At 68.4% G+C, this 15160-nt stretch carries 12 protein-coding genes and 1 pseudogene; 5 read left to right on the forward strand and 8 right to left on the reverse strand.

The features are described from left to right. Positions 1-207: 207 nt before the first annotated feature. Positions 208-1224: pseudogene (gene rho / locus IEZ09_RS16495) on the forward strand (transcription termination factor Rho); the annotation flags it as partial. Here the strand turns inward: rho and IEZ09_RS16500 are convergent. Beyond that, positions 1205-2701 carry an APC family permease gene (locus tag IEZ09_RS16500; RefSeq protein WP_229812618.1) on the reverse strand — a complete coding sequence of 499 codons (1497 nt, stop codon included), beginning with the start codon at positions 2699-2701 and terminating at the stop codon, positions 1205-1207. The pseudogene rho and the gene IEZ09_RS16500 sit on opposite strands and share 20 nt — an antisense overlap. Before the next feature lie 91 nt (positions 2702-2792). Between IEZ09_RS16500 and IEZ09_RS16505 the strand changes: the two genes are divergently transcribed. Together IEZ09_RS16505 and IEZ09_RS16510 are read left to right on the forward strand one after the other, a co-directional pair. Then, entirely contained in the window at positions 2793-3923 is a 1131-nt protein-coding gene (locus tag IEZ09_RS16505; RefSeq protein WP_229812619.1) for a Glu/Leu/Phe/Val dehydrogenase dimerization domain-containing protein, read from the forward strand. A gap of 147 nt (positions 3924-4070) precedes the next feature. After that, entirely contained in the window at positions 4071-4640 is a 570-nt protein-coding gene (locus IEZ09_RS16510; protein ID WP_189254588.1) for a DUF1062 domain-containing protein, read from the forward strand. Here IEZ09_RS16510 and IEZ09_RS16515 read toward each other — a convergent pair. The 4 genes from IEZ09_RS16515 to IEZ09_RS16530 all read right to left on the reverse strand — a co-directional run bounded on the left by IEZ09_RS16515 (position 4637) and on the right by IEZ09_RS16530 (position 10485). Further along, positions 4637-7033 (reverse strand): ATP-binding cassette domain-containing protein, encoded by a 2397-nt coding sequence (locus IEZ09_RS16515; protein WP_189254589.1) that lies wholly within the window; start codon positions 7031-7033, stop codon positions 4637-4639. The genes IEZ09_RS16510 and IEZ09_RS16515 overlap by 4 nt on opposite strands. Beyond that, on the reverse strand, positions 7030-7803 hold the full coding sequence (locus IEZ09_RS16520) for a GNAT family N-acetyltransferase (protein WP_189254590.1): 774 nt from the start codon (positions 7801-7803) through the stop codon (positions 7030-7032). Before IEZ09_RS16520 ends, IEZ09_RS16515 begins: the two co-directional genes overlap by 4 nt. 1 nt (position 7804) lies before the next feature. Then, on the reverse strand, positions 7805-8359 hold the full coding sequence (locus IEZ09_RS16525) for an EF-hand domain-containing protein (RefSeq protein ID WP_189254591.1): 555 nt from the start codon (positions 8357-8359) through the stop codon (positions 7805-7807). 74 nt (positions 8360-8433) lie between these two features. Further along, entirely contained in the window at positions 8434-10485 is a 2052-nt protein-coding gene (locus tag IEZ09_RS16530; RefSeq protein ID WP_189254592.1) for a COG1470 family protein, read from the reverse strand. Between the two features lie 263 nt (positions 10486-10748). Here IEZ09_RS16530 and IEZ09_RS16535 point away from each other — a divergent pair, with 263 nt between their 5' ends. Then, complete coding sequence (locus IEZ09_RS16535; protein WP_189254593.1) at positions 10749-11528, forward strand: bestrophin-like domain; 780 nt, start codon at positions 10749-10751, stop codon at positions 11526-11528. A 105-nt stretch (positions 11529-11633) separates the two neighbouring features. Here IEZ09_RS16535 and IEZ09_RS16540 read toward each other — a convergent pair whose 3' ends face one another. Then, positions 11634-11828, reverse strand: a complete 195-nt coding sequence (locus IEZ09_RS16540; RefSeq protein ID WP_045313734.1) for a PspC domain-containing protein — start codon at positions 11826-11828, stop codon at positions 11634-11636. A 135-nt stretch (positions 11829-11963) separates the two neighbouring features. On the opposite strand from IEZ09_RS16540, the gene IEZ09_RS16545 reads away from it, so the two are divergent. Beyond that, positions 11964-13220, forward strand: a complete 1257-nt coding sequence (locus tag IEZ09_RS16545) for a hypothetical protein (protein WP_189254594.1) — start codon at positions 11964-11966, stop codon at positions 13218-13220. On the opposite strand, the gene IEZ09_RS16550 is transcribed toward IEZ09_RS16545, so the two are convergent. Continuing rightward, entirely contained in the window at positions 13124-13729 is a 606-nt protein-coding gene (locus IEZ09_RS16550) for a TetR/AcrR family transcriptional regulator (RefSeq protein ID WP_189254595.1), read from the reverse strand. The genes IEZ09_RS16545 and IEZ09_RS16550 overlap by 97 nt on opposite strands. Positions 13730-13756: 27 nt before the next feature. Next, complete coding sequence (locus IEZ09_RS16555) at positions 13757-15139, reverse strand: class I adenylate-forming enzyme family protein (protein ID WP_189254596.1); 1383 nt, start codon at positions 15137-15139, stop codon at positions 13757-13759. Between the last annotated feature and the right edge of the window lie 21 nt (positions 15140-15160).

Genomic DNA, 15160 nt, shown 5'->3' on the forward strand with positions numbered 1-15160 from the left:
TGCGCGCGAGGCGCACGTAAGTTCCGACCAGCCGCTGGACGTTCTCGAGTCCGCGGCGACGACCCCCAGCTTCTCACGCTGGCGGCCCCTACATCAGATGCACGGAGCATCTGCGGCGCTCTCCTCCAACACGGGCACGGCCTGTGTGCGGAGTCGATGAGGCGCATCTCAACCTACCCTCCTGAAAGGACAGTCCCGATGCACATCGGTGTACTCGACATACGCAACAACAAGGCATTTCTCGTTGACGGGCCGCTGGTGTCGCAGCAGCTCGTCAGGAAGTACGACCTGAGGCGGGGTGACCAGATCAGCGGACAGGCCGAGGACGGCAAGCTGATCAGCGTCGACACCGTCAACGGGCGGGCGCCGCACAAGAGGCCGCGGTTCGAGGAACTGACGCCGCTCTACCCCAACGAGCGGCTGCGGCTCGAACACGACCCCGGCGAGCTGACGTCCAGGACGATCGACCTGGTCATGCCCGTCGGCAAGGGGCAGCGGGCGCTCGTCGTGGCGCCGCCCAAGGCGGGTAAGACGATCGTGCTTCAGCACATCGCGCAGGCGATCGCCAAGAACAACCCGGAGGTCCACCTGATCGTCACGCTCGTCGGCGAACGGCCGGAAGAGGTCACGGACATGCGGACCACGATCCCCGGTGAGATGTTCACCTCGACCTTCGACGAGCACCCCAGGGAGCACATCGCCGTGGCGGAGCTCGCGGTGGAGCGGGCCAAGCGGCTCGTCGAGGACGGGCAGGACGTGGTGATCCTGCTCGACTCGCTCACGCGGCTCGGGCGGGCCTACAACCTCGCCGCGCCCAACGGCGGGCGCATCCTGAGCGGTGGCGTTGACGCCACGGCGCTCACGCCGCCCAAGAAGTTTCTCGGTGCCGCCAGGAACATCGAGGAAGGCGGCTCGCTCACGATCTTCGCCACGGCGCTCGTCGAGACCGGCTCCACGGCCGACACGGTGATCTTCGAGGAGCTCAAGAGCACCGGCAACGCCGAGCTGAAGCTCGACCGCAAGGCCGCGCAGCGCAGGATCTACCCCGCGGTCGACCTCCACCAGTCCAGCACGCGCAAGGCGGAACTGCTGGTGAGCCCGCAGGAACTCGCCATCACGGACGCGGTGCGCCGGGCCGTGGCGGACCGCGAGGTCGACGTGCTTCTCGAAGGACTGCGCAAGACTCGGAGCAACGCCGAGTTCCTCATCCAGATGTCGAAATGAAGTCCCGCCGCAGTTCCCGGTCCAGCGCACGGGTGGGCGCGCCCAGCGCGTAGAACAGGGAACCGATGCCGGCCACGATCAGCAGCGGCACCACCTGCGACAGCGTGTAGGCCGTCCGCTCGCCCTCGAACGCGGAAGGCAGCGACAGCGGCCAGATCAGCACGACCACGGTGAACGCGACCAGGCCGGTCGTCAGAACCGTTGTCAGCAAAGCGAAAGGCGCTCGGAACGGGCGCGGGGCGTCGGGCAGCCGGCGGCGCAGCACCAGCATTGACGGGAACGTCAGCAGGTAGCTGATGAACGTCGTCGAGATCACCAGGGCGAGTCCGGCGGTGAAGTACTTCTCGGAGTTGCCGCCCGTCAGGTTCAACGCCGTCACCAGAACGACGGACGCCAACAGTCCGGAAAGGACGTTCACGCGCAGCGGTGTGCCGTAACGGGAGGACAAGCGCCCCAGATACGCGGGCCCGGCTCCATCGGCACACGCGACCGCCTGTGCCCGGTGTGCGCCGATCGCCCAGGAGACACCGGAGGTCAGCACGCCGATGATCAGCCCGGCGGCGCAGACGGTGCCGAGAACGGCGCCCGCGCCCGTCAAGGTCACGGTGCCATCGGGCGCAACGGATCCGCCGTACACGGTCAGCACCTGCTTGGCGGCGTCGATGAACCCGCCCAGCCCCTGGATCCGGGAGGCCGGAATCACCAGCAGAATCCCGAGAATCGGCCCGCCGTACAGCAGGAACGACGCGATGCCCGCCCGCAGGATGGCGAACGGCACGGTTTTCTGCGGATCGGTCATCTCTTCGGTCGCGGTCGACGGCAGTTCGAACCCGACGTAGTTGAAGATCAGCACGGGCACCAGCGCGACGAATCCGGCCCACGTCGGCACGAAGTCCCCGCCGGACAACGGTTGCACGCCGTTCTTCACCGCGTAGACGACCACGGACACGGTGAAGAAGCCGAGCAGCACGACTCGGGCGAACGCGCCCGCGATGGGCACCCACTTGCCGATGCGCAACGACGCGGCGACGGCGAGAACGCCGATCCAGATGAACGCCAGGCCCGCGATGTGCTTGCCCGCCATGCCCAGCGGCAGGAAGAACGTCTCGAACGTCGTCACCGCGATGATCGCGAGCGTGCCGCCCATCCACAGCGGGTTGGAAAGCCAGTACAGCACCTGGTTGACTCCGGCGGCGAGGCGCCCGAACGCGAGCTTGGTCCACACGTAGGGCCCGCCCTCGACCGGGAACGCCGTGCCCAGCTCGGTGGTCAGGAACCCGTACGGCAGGAAGAACACCACCGCCAGGATCACCATCCACACGAGGCCCTGGGGCCCGTTGGCGGCGACGCTGCCGATCGTGTCCAGGCCGACGAGGGTGCACAGCAGGTAGAACGTCACGTCCACCCGGCGGAGTGACTTGCGCAGGTGTTTGCGTTCGCCCAGCCAGTTGCCGCTGAGAGGCTGTACCTCGCTCACGGGTCCTCCAGATGGTTAACTGAGTCGTCAGTCAGTTATTTGGACGGACCATGTGACCGCGGTCATACGCTGAAGTCAAGGGGTGTGTTCGATGAGTTACCTCCAGGTCACCTGGACCGACCCGGCGACGCGGGCGCGCGGCTACCTCGTCATCGACCGCCTGGTGCGCGGCGTGAGCAGCGGTGGCCTGCGGATGCGGGCCGGCTGCACGCTCGACGAGGTGCGCGGGCTGGCCGAGGGGATGACGGCCAAGGAAGCCCTCAACTACGACCCGGGGGCGCGGTACGTGCCGCTCGGCGGTGCCAAGGGCGGCATCGACTTCGACCCGTACGACCCGCGCGCCAAGGACGTCCTCACGGCCTACCTGTTCGCCATGTCCCCGTACATCGAGCGGTTCTGGACGATGGGGGAGGACCTCGGGCTGCGGCAGTCGACGATCGACGAGGCCATCGAGAAGATCGGCCTGCAGTCGTCGATCCAGGCCGTGTACCCGCTGCTGGACGACGAGCAGAAGGCCCGCCGCCGGCTCGCCGACGCCTTCGCGGTCACCGTCGACGGCGTGAGCCTCGACGAACTGGTCGGCGGCTACGGCGTCGCGGAGGCGGCGCTCGTCGGCATCGAGCATCTCGACCTGCACAACCCCACCGCCTTCGTCCAGGGCTTCGGTTCCATGGGCGGCGCGACGGCACGTTACCTCGCCAGGGCGGGCGTGCGCGTCGTCGGCCTCGCGGACGTGCACGGCGTCGTCGCCAACCCCGACGGGCTCGACGTGGAAACCCTTCTGCTGTCCCGGGATCCGCACGGCGGTATCGACAGGGCGAAACTGCGCGAGACGGACGTCCAGCTCGACGGGGACAAGTGGCTCGACGTCGAGGCGGACGTGCTCGTCCCCGCCGCCACGAGCTATGCGATCAACGCCGGCAACGCGAAGTCCGTGCGCGCCAAGCTGATCGTCGAAGCCGCCAACATGCCGGTGACCGCGGAGGCGGAGGAGCTGATCGACGCGCTGGTCATCCCGGACGTCGTGGCGAACTCCGCCACGAACTCCTGGTGGTGGTGGACGTTGTTCGGCGACATCGAGCCCACCGCGGAGTCGGCGTTCGCGAAGATCGGCACGAACATGCGCCGGCTCGTCGCGAAGATCGTCGCCACCGACCACCCGCGTGCCACCGCCGCGCAGATCGCGGCCGACGCCGTCGAGGAGATCGAGCAGAGGTTCTGACGCGGAAAATGCGTTGCGCGCCGACCCCTCGGTTGGCCATTGTCACGGCCATGTGGTCCTGACCCGGTGAGCAGCTGACCCGCACCCCATGTGGACGGTGCGGGTTTTTCCGTACGCCCACTGACTCCTGGGGAAGCACCGAATCACATGAGTTCTGTTCGTCATGCCGAAAACAAGTCGCTCTGGGTCGTCCGAGAGCTCGCACTGCCCGCCGTCGTCAAGCCCTGCGTCGACTGCGGGCACACGCGGCACCTCGCAACCGGCAAGATCCGCGTCAACGCCAACGGCAAGCATCTGGACGTCTGGCTGCTGATCGGCTGCGAGCGATGCGACCGCACGTCGAAGATCCCCGTCCACGAACGGGTTCACGTCCAGGCGCTGGACCACCGGCGGCTGGTGCGGTTCGAGCACAACGACCCGGCGATCGTGCGCGAGCTGGTCCACGCGCAGCGCCGGCTCGACTGGACCGGCACGTGGGTGCTGGAGACCGACCTGCCGTTCTACGAGATCGGCAGCATCGGCAGCGCCGGCGAGCCGCTGGAGGTCTTCGTCAGGTTCGAGCTGCCGGCACCGGTCCGGGTCGAAAAGCTGCTCACCAGCGGACTCGGCCTGAGCCGGCCGGCGGTGAAACGGCTCGTCGACTCAGGCCGGATCCGGCTCCCGATGGCGGTCGACGCGAGGGTTCGCGCCGACTTCGCCTTCGTGATCGGGGGTTAGCGCTTCCTGCGCTTCGAGGGCGCGCCCACGTAGTCGGCCAGGTGCTCGCCGGTCAGCGTCGACCGGCCGGCCACCAGGTCGGCGGGCGTGCCCTCGAACACGATCTTGCCGCCGTCGTGACCCGCGCCGGGGCCGAGGTCGATGATCCAGTCGGCGTGCGCCATCACGGCCTGGTGGTGCTCGATCACGATGACCGACTTGCCCGAGTCGACGAGCCGGTCCAGCAGGCCGAGGAGCTGCTCGACGTCGGCCAGGTGCAGGCCCGTGGTGGGCTCGTCGAGGACGTAGATGCCGCCCTTGTCCGCCATGTGCGTGGCCAGCTTCAGCCGCTGGCGCTCACCACCGGACAAAGTGGTCAGAGGCTGCCCCAGCGACAGGTAGCCCAGGCCGACGTCGGCGAGCCGCGCCAGGATCGCGTGTGCGGCGGGCGTGCGGGCCTCGCCGGCGCCGAAGAACTCGACGGCCTCCGAGACCGGCATCGCGAGCACCTCGGCGATGTCCTTGCCACCGAACTTGAACTCCAGCACGGCCTGGTCGAACCGCTTGCCCTCGCACACGTCGCACGGCGACTCGATCGTCGCCATGATCCCGAGGTCGGTGAACACCACACCCGCGCCGTTGCAGTTGGGGCAGGCGCCCTCGGAGTTCGCGCTGAACAACGCCGGCTTCACGCCGTTGGCCTTGGCGAACGCCTTGCGGATCGGCTCCAGCAACCCGGTGTAGGTCGCGGGGTTGGACCGGCGCGAGCCCTTGATCGGGGTCTGGTCGACCACGATCGCACCGGCGTCCTTCGGCATCGACTGGTGGATCAGCGACGACTTGCCGGAACCCGCCACACCGGTGACCACGGTCAGCACGCCGAGCGGGATGTCGACGTCCACGTCGCGCAGGTTGTTCGCGCAAGCGCCGCGGACCTCCAGCACGCCGGAAGCCTTGCGCACGGAGGACTTCAGCGCCGCCCGGTCGTCCAGGTGCCGCCCGGTCACCGTGCCGCTCTTGCGCAACCCTTCGAGCGTGCCCTCGAAGCAGATCGTGCCGCCGTTGCGACCGGCACCGGGACCGAGGTCGACGATGTGGTCCGCGATCGCGATCGTCTCCGGCTTGTGCTCGACGACGAGAACCGTGTTCCCCTTGTCCCGCAAGCGGAGCAGCAGGTTGTTCATCCGCTCGATGTCGTGCGGGTGCAGCCCGATCGTGGGCTCGTCGAACACGTACGTCACGTCGGTCAGCGCCGACCCGAGGTGCCGGATCATCTTCACGCGCTGCGCCTCACCACCGGACAGCGTCCCGGCGGGACGGTTCAGCGACAGGTAGCCGAGACCGATCTCCACGAACGAGTCCAGCGTGTGCGCGAGCTTCTCCAGCAACGGCGCGACGGACTTCTCCTTCAGGCCGCGGACCCAGTCGGCGAGATCGGTGATCTGCATGTCGCACAGGTCCGCGATCGAGAGACCCTTGATCTTCGACGACCTGGCGGCCTCGGTGAGTCTGGTTCCGTCGCACTCGGGACACGTGCCGAACGTCGCCGCGCGGTCCACGAACGCCCGGATGTGCGGCTGCAGCGCCTCGCGGTCCTTCGACAGCATGGACTTCTGCAGCTTCGGGATCAGGCCCTCGTAGGTCAGGTTGATGCCGTTGACCTTGATCTTGACCGGGTCCTTGTACAGGAAGTCGTGCAGTTCCTTCTTCGTGTACTTGCGGATCGGCTTGGCCGGGTCGAGGAAACCGGACTGCGCGAACGTCTGCACGGTCCACTGGTTGTCGACGTTGTAGCCGGGCACCTTGATCGCGCCCTCGAGGATCGACTTCGACTCGTCGTAGACCTCGGTGAGGTCGATGTCGGAGACCTGGCCGCGGCCCTCGCAGCGAGGGCACATGCCGCCGGTGATGGAGAACTCCCTGCGCTCCTTGACCTTCTGCCCGCCCTTCTCGATCGTCACGGCACCCGCGCCGGAGATCGAGGCGACGTTGAACGAGAACGCCTGCGGGCCGCCGATGTGCGGCGTGCCGAGTCTGCTGAACAGGATCCGCAGCATCGCGTTCACGTCGGTCGCGGTGCCGACGGTCGAGCGCGGGTCGGCGCCCATCCGCTGCTGGTCGACGAGGATCGCCGTGGTGATGCCCTCCAGCAGGTACACCTCGGGGCGCGGCAGCGTCGGCATGAAGCCCTGGATGAACGCGCTGTAGGTCTCGTTGATCAGCCGCTGCGACTCGGCGGCGATCGTGCCGAACACCAGCGAGCTCTTGCCGGAACCGGAGACACCGGTGAAGACCGTCAGCCGTCGCTTGGGGATCTCCACGTCGACGTCGCGAAGGTTGTTCACCCGCGCGCCCTGCACGCGGATCAGATCGTGGGTGTCGGCCTCGTGCGCCGCGGCTGCTGTCCTGGTCATGGCGCAAAACCTAACTCCGCGCCCCCGCTCCCGCCTTCTTGATTCCTGATTGGTTGTGGACGGATCCGGTAGTGGTAGGTGCACACCTCGCGGAACCCCGTCCGCTCGTACAGCCGGAACGCCGAGCTGTTCGCCTTCTCCATCTGCAGGTACATGTGGTTCGCTTCGCGTGCGGCCGCCCATGAGGCCAACGCCGCGAGCACGGACCGTGCGGCGCCCTGCCCTCGTGCGTGCGCCAATGTCGCCATTCCGAACACCCCGGCCCAGCCCTGCTCGGCCACGGCCCGCCCGACGGCCACCACCTGCCCGTCGATCTCGGCGCACGCGTACGCGCTGGGGTGCTCGACCCGGCTGAGCAGGTCGCGTTCGGCGCTCACGTCCCGCGTGGTCACCGCCTGCCACGCCGCCAGCCACTCGTCGGTGGGCCGCGTGCTCACCTCGCCCGCGTCGGCGTGGACCTGGCGCAGCACCTCGGCGGTCGAGGCGATCTGCAGGGACATCGCGTGCCCGCGGGTGTACCCCCGGCCGTCCAGCCGCGCGTCGAGATCGTCCGCGCACACGCCCGGCGTGATCTGGAACCGCACCCCGGACCCGCGTTCGGCGCAGAACTCCTCGGCGCGCGCGACCCGGTCCTCCCGGTCGTGCGGCAGGACGGCGCTCACCCACCAGGCGTCGCCGGGGGAGTGCCGCAGCCACCAGCCGCCGGCCTCCTCGACGTGGGCGGCGGGCTGGGCCCGTGCCGCGTACTCCTGCAGCGTCTTCAGCAGCACGTCAGTCCAATGACCCCAGCAGCCAGTTGCCGGCCGCCGCGGGATCCTCGGAGAAGTAGAACTCCCGTATCGCCTCTAACAGTGCCTGAACGGACATGAGCTCGTCGTCGTCGGACAGCATGTCGTGGATCATCCGCGCGTCCGCCTCCGACAGGTTCATCAGCGCGCCCGTCCACATGACGTGCTCCTCGACGGTGAGCTTGCCGTCGCCGTCCTCGTCCACGATCGCCATCAGCGCGTCCAGGAACGGGACGTACCCCTCGTCGAACGACTCCGGCGTCTCGAGCAGCCCGTCCGCGAACGCCTTCTTGTACTCGTCGAGGCTGATGCGCCCGTCGTGGTCCTGACCGATGACGGACGAGAGCTGCTCCCACAGCCCGAGCAGCGCCGCGTGGAACCGGACGGCCTTCGGATCGGTGTCGGCCAGCCCGAACGTCTTGACGGTGCGCTCGCCGGCCTGTGTGAAGTCCTCGCGCCCGATGTACCCGTCCCCGTCGGCGTCGTACGTCCGGAACCGGCGAGCGAGCTTGCGGTCCAGGAAGGCGGTGATCTCCATGACGTCCTTCTACCGCATTCCGGCCTAGAGGAACACGCCTGTCTCGTTACCGGATTTGCAAACGTTTTCAAAGTTTACCGTTTGCCCAACCCGGAAAACGCGCTCGCGACGATCACCATGCCGATGACGCCAATTACCGCCGCGATGCCTCCTACCGCCGGTTTCGACACCTGCTGAACGTGCGCGACCGGGCGCGGAGACGCCGGTTCGTCACGAAGCGGTCGCGTTGTGGACGGCTCCGGCGGCAGCGGCGTGGTGATCGATTCGATTCGAACAACGGCGCTTTCACTGATGACATGACTTGCTCCCGCGCCCGACACCGTCAACCGAGAATTCACCGGTGCGATCGCCTGACACGTGTACGTCACGCGCTCTCCTGGCCGAAGGACGGGAAAGGTCCGGCGGCAGGCGGCGGGCTCTCCGGCCACCTCGACGTCGTTGATCGGCAGGTCGGACGGGTTCCCGATCGTGACCGTCACCGTGACCGGCTCGCCGTCCGCCGCCCTGTCCTTCGACCAGAGCGCGGTGATCGTGAGCCGCGGGTGGATCACCCTGACCTGCACGGACGCGCTCGCCTCGACCTTCTTGCCGATCTTGTCGATCGCGGTGACGGCTGCGGTCAGCGTGCCGGACTCGTCGCCTGCCGGTGCCGCGCAGACCACGGTGGCGGTGGCGCCGGGGTCGAGCTGCCGTTGCACGGGATCGCAGCCGTTGGTGGACGTACGCGCGTTGAGGTCGAACAACGCGGTGTCGCCGATGTTCGTGACAGTTGTTGAGAATTTAACTTCTTGTCCGGGCAGCGCCGTCAACGGCTCTGTTGTCGTCGTTGCGCGCAATGCCGGATGCAGGACGTCGACCTTTGCGGTCTTCTGCGCCGTCAACGGATCACCGGCTCGGCTGATGCCGTTTGCGGTGACCGTGGTCTGGTAGTCGTCGTCCGCGGCTTGGGACGTGCACGTGCGCGCGGCTTTCGCGTGCGGGGCGATTGTGCCGATTTTCTGACCGCACACCGAGACATCCGCTGCGGGTGCGTCCCCGATGTTGGTGACGGTCGCGGTTTGGGCGACGTTGTCCTTCGGGTGGGCGGCGGGATGTTCCGGGGCGACGGACAGGGACAGTTCGGGCAGCGGGAACGACCACGCGACGTTCTGGACGAGATAGGCGTCGTCGTCCCGGCGGAACGTCAGCTCGGCGCTCCTGGCCCCCGGCCGGAGCACGTCCTCGGGGACGGTCACCGTGCGGGCGTCGACGCTCATGTTGTTGGGGTGCGTCGCGCCCTGGGCCGACGAGGTGAACGCGTTGCGCCCGGCGATCGACGTGTCGTTGACGAGCATCTGGTCGCCGTCGCTCGCCCAGTCGCCCTCGTAGGCGGTGACGCTGACCTTCGTGATCCCGCCCGCCGCGTGCGTCGGGGCGATCGGGGTGCGCACCGTGGGCAGCTTCGTGGGCAGCCGGACGTGGCCGCCGTGCACCGACACGTGCCGCATCGGGGCGTCCGGGACCTTCCACACGACGGTCAGCGACCAGCCGCCGAAGCAGTCGAAGCCCTGAGGCGCCCAGATGTTGCCGACGGTGATATCGCGGCCGGTGAGCCGGCGGGTCACGTCGGCTTCGGCGCTGTAGAAGGTGTTGTCGGTGGGGGAGAGGGTGTTCGGCTCGTCCGTGGCGAACCGGTCGGGGCTGACGCTCGTGCCGTTGAGCATGACCGGATCTTCCGGCCTGCCGGGTGGTTGCCGCGCGTCGTGGCAGGTCGCGCTGCCGGCCCAGCCCAGCTTGGCGTAGGCGATCGTGGCTGCGGGCGGGACGGCGAGTGTCGCTGTCGAGGAGTTGAACGTCCTCGGGTCGTCGTCGACGTCGGTCCACGACATGCGGTGGCCGTTGTTCTGCGCCGCGGGACCGTGCCCCTTGCGGTTCTGTGCGTCCACACAGGACTGTGGCGGGTACTTCGGGCTGGGCCCGGCCTGTTCGGGTGTCGGGCAGGTGAGAACGCTGTTGCCGATGATCGCGACGTCTCCGCGCACCGCCTCGTTGAACTGGCTGCGCCACACCTCGGCCGCGGCGACCGGTGGGCCGGGGGTGAGCAGCGGAACCAGCAGGACGGCAGCGATGAGGATCGGTACGCGCATGCCACGCCTTCCCGGTCGGGGTCGGCACAGGTTGACACGCTTCCCGTGGCTTGTCACCGAGCGCTGTCCGCGGTGCCCTCACTCTCCGTCGAGGACAGTCGGGGCTCGGTTCTCCTGTTCGTGTCCAACGGTTTGCTGTGAACGTTCTCAAGTGGACCGGCCGTGGGCATGATCAACCCGCGTTGCTCTTGATGGGCGGCTCAGACCGCCGAGAAGCGTGGAGTTCGTGGTCAAACGGTCCCCGCTGTGGGGAGATGGAAACCATGTGGACCGCTGTTGTGATCGTCGTGGCGTCGGTGGCCGTCACCGTCGCCGCCTGCCTGCTGTTCGGCCGCTCGCACGCGCACACGCAGGCGGACGATCGCGACGCGGACTCCCGCGGCTTCCTCGGCGCGGTGATCAGCGGCCTGTTCATCGTGGCGCTGGCGTTCTACATGGTGATCGTGTGGGAGGAGAACGGCACCGCCGAGGACAACGCGGCCCGCGAGGCCGCCGCCGTGGCGGACACGTACTGGCAGACCGCCGCGATGCCGCAGCCGCAACGTGATCACATCCGGACGCTGCTGGTGTCGTACCCGAAGCTGGTGGCGGACAAGGAATGGCCGCGGCTGGCTTCCGGCGAGTCCGACTCGGGGACCACCGATGTGCTGAACTCGCTGCACACCGAGATCCTGAGCCTGCCGTCCACACCGGAGGAGGTGAAGTCGGCGCGGGAGCGGGCGCTGGAACGGCTGCGGGAGATCACGGACCTGCGGCGGGAGCGGCTGGATCAGGCCGGTGGGCTCGACCACACCGGGAGGCTCATGCTGATCGGCACGCTGCTCGGTGCCGTCGGGATGATCGTGTTTCCGTTGCTGATCGGGTTCACCGCTCGGGTGCGGCATGTCGTGCAGATGGGGGTTACTGCCGCCGTGCTCGCGTTCGTTTGCGTGTTGTGTTTGGGGATGACGCATCCGTTCAGCGGGGTGTTGCGGGTGCAGCCCGAGGCGTTCACGTCCGTCACGGAGGAGCTCGCGGGCATCCCGGCAGGCCAAAGCGGCTGAGGAAACGTGGCCAAGGCGGTGAAGACACCCTTGGGGCGGCCTGGGATGTGCTGAACGCGCCGCCCACCCCTGAGGGAGCGTGAGCGGCGCGTTCTCGGCGGTCTGTCAGTAACCGCGGTCGGGCATGATCACCCAAAGGACGAGGTAGACGACGAACTGCGGTCCCGGCAGAAGGCAGGACAACAAGAACAGAAGGCGCACGGTGCCCGCCTTCATGCCCCAGCGCTGGGCGAGCCCCGCGCACACACCCGCGATCATCCGGTTGGTCCTGGGCCTGCTCAAAGCAACTGTCGTGGTCATATACCCACAATGCGCGCGATAGTCCATCTGTTGCATCGGGGACGAACCCTGATTTCACCCGGATGAGTTACGGCACGTAACCCCGAGCCTCTGACCTGCGACAGCACGGTTGTCCCATACATTTGGGGAGGCGAGATGCGGGCTGATTTCCTCGTCGACACGGTGTTCATCGCGGTCTACGCGCCGTTGCTGTGGCACGCCTGGCAGTGGTTGCGCACGAAGGAACGGCAGGGGCCGCCGTCCCCGCTCCGCAGTCTCACGCTCGCCGGCAGCCCGTATCCGCGGGCGGTGCCGATCACGGTGCTCGCGGCGGCGCATCTCGGCGGCAGTCCCGTCGGGTTCGTGGCGCTCGGGTTCCTCGTGCTCGTGGCCGTGGAGTCGGCCTGGCGCAACCGGGACCGGTGGGTGCGTGAGCACCTGTGGGCGTTGGGGCGGCTCAGGGTTCCTGCGGTCACCGTGGCGCTCGTCGCGGCGATGGTGGTGTTCGGAGACACGAGGTCGTTGCGGGATCCCGGAATCGGGCTTGCGATGTGGGTCGCGGTGCTCGCGATGGGGGCCAGCGTGTGGTTCGTGGCGCGGCGGCTCGTGCTGACGTCGTGGCCGCAGAAGACGTGGCGCAGTGCGCGACCGGAGCTCGGGGCGTTGATCAGGCTCGGGTTGTGCGTGCTGGTGGGGGCGGTCGGGTGGTTCTACGGGCCGCGGCAGTTGACCGGGTACGCCGTGGTGCTCGGGATCGTCGTGTTGCTCGGGCTGGTGTGGGTGGTGTGGGAGGCCGAGGACGCGGAGGCTGCTCGCAGCAAGCTCGGTGAGGCGGATCGGATCAGGGCCAGGGCCGCGATGAGGCCCGGCCCGCACCAGCGGCCCGCGGTGATGCGGGTGGCGCGGGGGCTTGCGGTCGCGCCGCTTGGTGCGCTCGTCATGGCTTACGTGCCGATGGCGTATGACGGGCAGAACACGTTGACGGCGATGCGGGTGCTGGTCCTGTGTGCGGTCGCGGTGTTGTTCGGCGACTGGTTGATGGCCCGCGGCGGCAAGCAACCCTGGCATTCGCCGCACCACTGGTGGTTCACGGCCGTGCTCGTGACGGTGTCGGCGGCGAGTCTCGTCGCGGTGGGGATGATCGGGCGCACGTTGCCGCTGGCGGTGGTGTTCCTGATGTTCGGCGGGTTGTTGCTGAGCGAGGCGCAGCGGTTCGCGGAGACCGTGCCGGTGCCGAAGGGGTTGCTGTTCCTCGGGTTCACGCGCACGCCGGTGGCGTTGCTGATCGCGCTCTGCCTGGTGGCGAACGGGGTGAGTTACCCGACGGACGCCGTGGAGAGCTGGTCGACGAACCTCAGGCAGGTCGTGCGCATGGCGTCGACCGTCATGGCCTTCGAGCCCGCCAGCACCTGAAGGGCCAGGCCGTCGAGCATGCTGACCATCATGTTCGCCAGCTCGACCGGATCGCCGGAGCTGTGGATGTCGCCGGAGGCCTGGCCGTCGCGGAAGATGCTCGCCACGATGTCGCGCCACTCGCCGTAGAAGCGCTCGTTGAGCTCCTGCAGCTCGGGGTTGCGGATGGCCTCGACCCACAGCTCGGCCCAGACCTTCCACGCCTCGACCGTCTCGGCGCCCTCCGGCAGGTACGACTCGACGACCATGCGCAGGCGCGACAGCGGCGGCTCGTCCGACTCGAGGATCCAGCGGCGGCGCGCGACCGACTGTTCGAAGCAGTGCTCGAACGCGGCGTCGGTCAGCTCGCGCTTGGTCTCGAAGTAGTAGTGGACCGTGCCGCCGGAGACTCCGGCGTCCTTGGCCACGTCGGACACCCGGAGGTGGCGGAAACCCTCGGCCGCGATCACCTTGCAGGTGGACGCGAGGATCTGCGCCTTGCGTTCGGCTTCCACGCTTGGACGGGGCATCCGTCACCTCCTGGTTTGCTCCGAACCTTACCGAAACAGGGAACGAAGCTGGCGCTTGTCGACCTTTCCCACCTTGGTCAGAGGGAGTTGAGGCACGATCGTGACGCCCCTGGGCTGGTAAAGCTCACCCAGTTCGGCGACGACCGAATCGCGGATCCTGTCGACATCGACATCCTGCCCGTCGGTGACGAGGAACAGGTGGACCACCTCGCCGAGGGCATCGTCCGGCTTCCCGACCGCCGCAGCCTGGCGGATGCCCGGCAGCGTGACGAGGAAGTCGTCGAGCAGGCGGGAGTAGACGTTGTCCGAGGTCCGGCCGGTGACGATGACGTCCTTGCTGCGGTCGTTGAGGTAAAGGTAGCCCTGGTCGTCGAGGTAGCCCATGTCGCCGGTGTTGAACCAGCCGTCGCTCGTCTCGCTCAGCGGAGGCTCGCCCCAGTAGCCCTCCATGACGGACGGCCCGCGCACCCACACGTCGCCGTCGCGGATCTCGACCTCCAGCGCGGGATTGGGCTTGCCGACCGTGCGCAGGGTGTCCGGACGGTCGAGGTCGATCTCCGCGGCCGGCATCATCGAGATGGCGTAGGCCTCCGTCATGCCGTAGCCCTGGTTGACGACCGGGCCCCACTTCTCGATCGCCTGCCGCAGCCGCTTCGGGGCCAGCGGGGACCCGCCGACGATGACGGCGCCGAACTGCGGGCCTGGGCAGTCCGGGTGGTCGAGGACCTCGTACATCATCGGCGGCACGAAGATCGTCGCGTTGATCTGTTCCTCGCGGGCCAGGCGCACGAAGGTGTCCGCGTCGAACGTCGACGGCCCCAGCACGAGCTTCGACCCGGTGAGCAGGGCGATCTGCGCGGCGGAGGCGCCGCTGCCGTGGGTGATCAGGGTGTTGCAGAGCCAGTTCATCGCGGGCAGGCCCGCCCGCGCGTCCATCGTGCCGGTCCGGTCCGGGCGGTGCACCGCGAGCTTCGGCAGTCCGGTGGTGCCGCCGGTGTAGGCGACGGTGGCGTAGTCAGGGGCCGGGGTCCGTTCGACCGGATCACGGGGGAGGTCCTGCAGGTGCCAGCCGTCGATCCGCGTGCTGAACTCCGGGTCGACCACGACGGCGGCGACCTCCGCCCGTTCGATGAGGGCCTTGAGCTCGGAGGGGCCCGGCTCTGGCGGCACGAACACCAGGCGCCCGCCGAGCAGGTGCACGGCCAGGTTCAGCAGGACCGCCTCGGGCGTGTTGCCGACGTACACGGCCACGCCGTCGCCGGGTCCGATGCCGCGGTGGGCGAGGCCGTCAGCCAGCCGGAAGAGGAGGTCGCGGGCCTGGGCGCGGGTGAGGCGGGTGTCGCCGCCGACCAGTGCCTCGCGCTCGCCGTCCGTGGAGAGCCGCTGGAGCACAAGATCCACGTAGGTCATACGTCCTGTCTACTCCTGGCC

This window comes from Lentzea flava (assembly GCF_014648475.1).
Taxonomy (GTDB): Bacteria; Actinomycetota; Actinomycetes; order Mycobacteriales; family Pseudonocardiaceae; genus Lentzea; species Lentzea flava.

Excerpts from the sequence above, each read along its gene's own strand:
- IEZ09_RS16530 (WP_189254592.1), bottom strand. The coding sequence starts at position 10,485 with ATGCGCGTACCGATCCTCATCGCTGCCGTCCTGCTGGTTCCGCTGCTC.
- IEZ09_RS16505 (WP_229812619.1), top strand. The coding sequence starts at position 2,793 with ATGAGTTACCTCCAGGTCACCTGGACCGACCCGGCGACGCGGGCGCGC.
- IEZ09_RS16525 (WP_189254591.1), bottom strand. The coding sequence starts at position 8,359 with ATGGAGATCACCGCCTTCCTGGACCGCAAGCTCGCTCGCCGGTTCCGG.
- IEZ09_RS16540 (WP_045313734.1), bottom strand. The coding sequence starts at position 11,828 with ATGACCACGACAGTTGCTTTGAGCAGGCCCAGGACCAACCGGATGATC.
- IEZ09_RS16555 (WP_189254596.1), bottom strand. The coding sequence starts at position 15,139 with ATGACCTACGTGGATCTTGTGCTCCAGCGGCTCTCCACGGACGGCGAG.
- IEZ09_RS16510 (WP_189254588.1), top strand. The coding sequence starts at position 4,071 with ATGAGTTCTGTTCGTCATGCCGAAAACAAGTCGCTCTGGGTCGTCCGA.
- IEZ09_RS16545 (WP_189254594.1), top strand. The coding sequence starts at position 11,964 with ATGCGGGCTGATTTCCTCGTCGACACGGTGTTCATCGCGGTCTACGCG.
- IEZ09_RS16535 (WP_189254593.1), top strand. The coding sequence starts at position 10,749 with ATGTGGACCGCTGTTGTGATCGTCGTGGCGTCGGTGGCCGTCACCGTC.
- IEZ09_RS16515 (WP_189254589.1), bottom strand. The coding sequence starts at position 7,033 with ATGACCAGGACAGCAGCCGCGGCGCACGAGGCCGACACCCACGATCTG.
- IEZ09_RS16550 (WP_189254595.1), bottom strand. The coding sequence starts at position 13,729 with ATGCCCCGTCCAAGCGTGGAAGCCGAACGCAAGGCGCAGATCCTCGCG.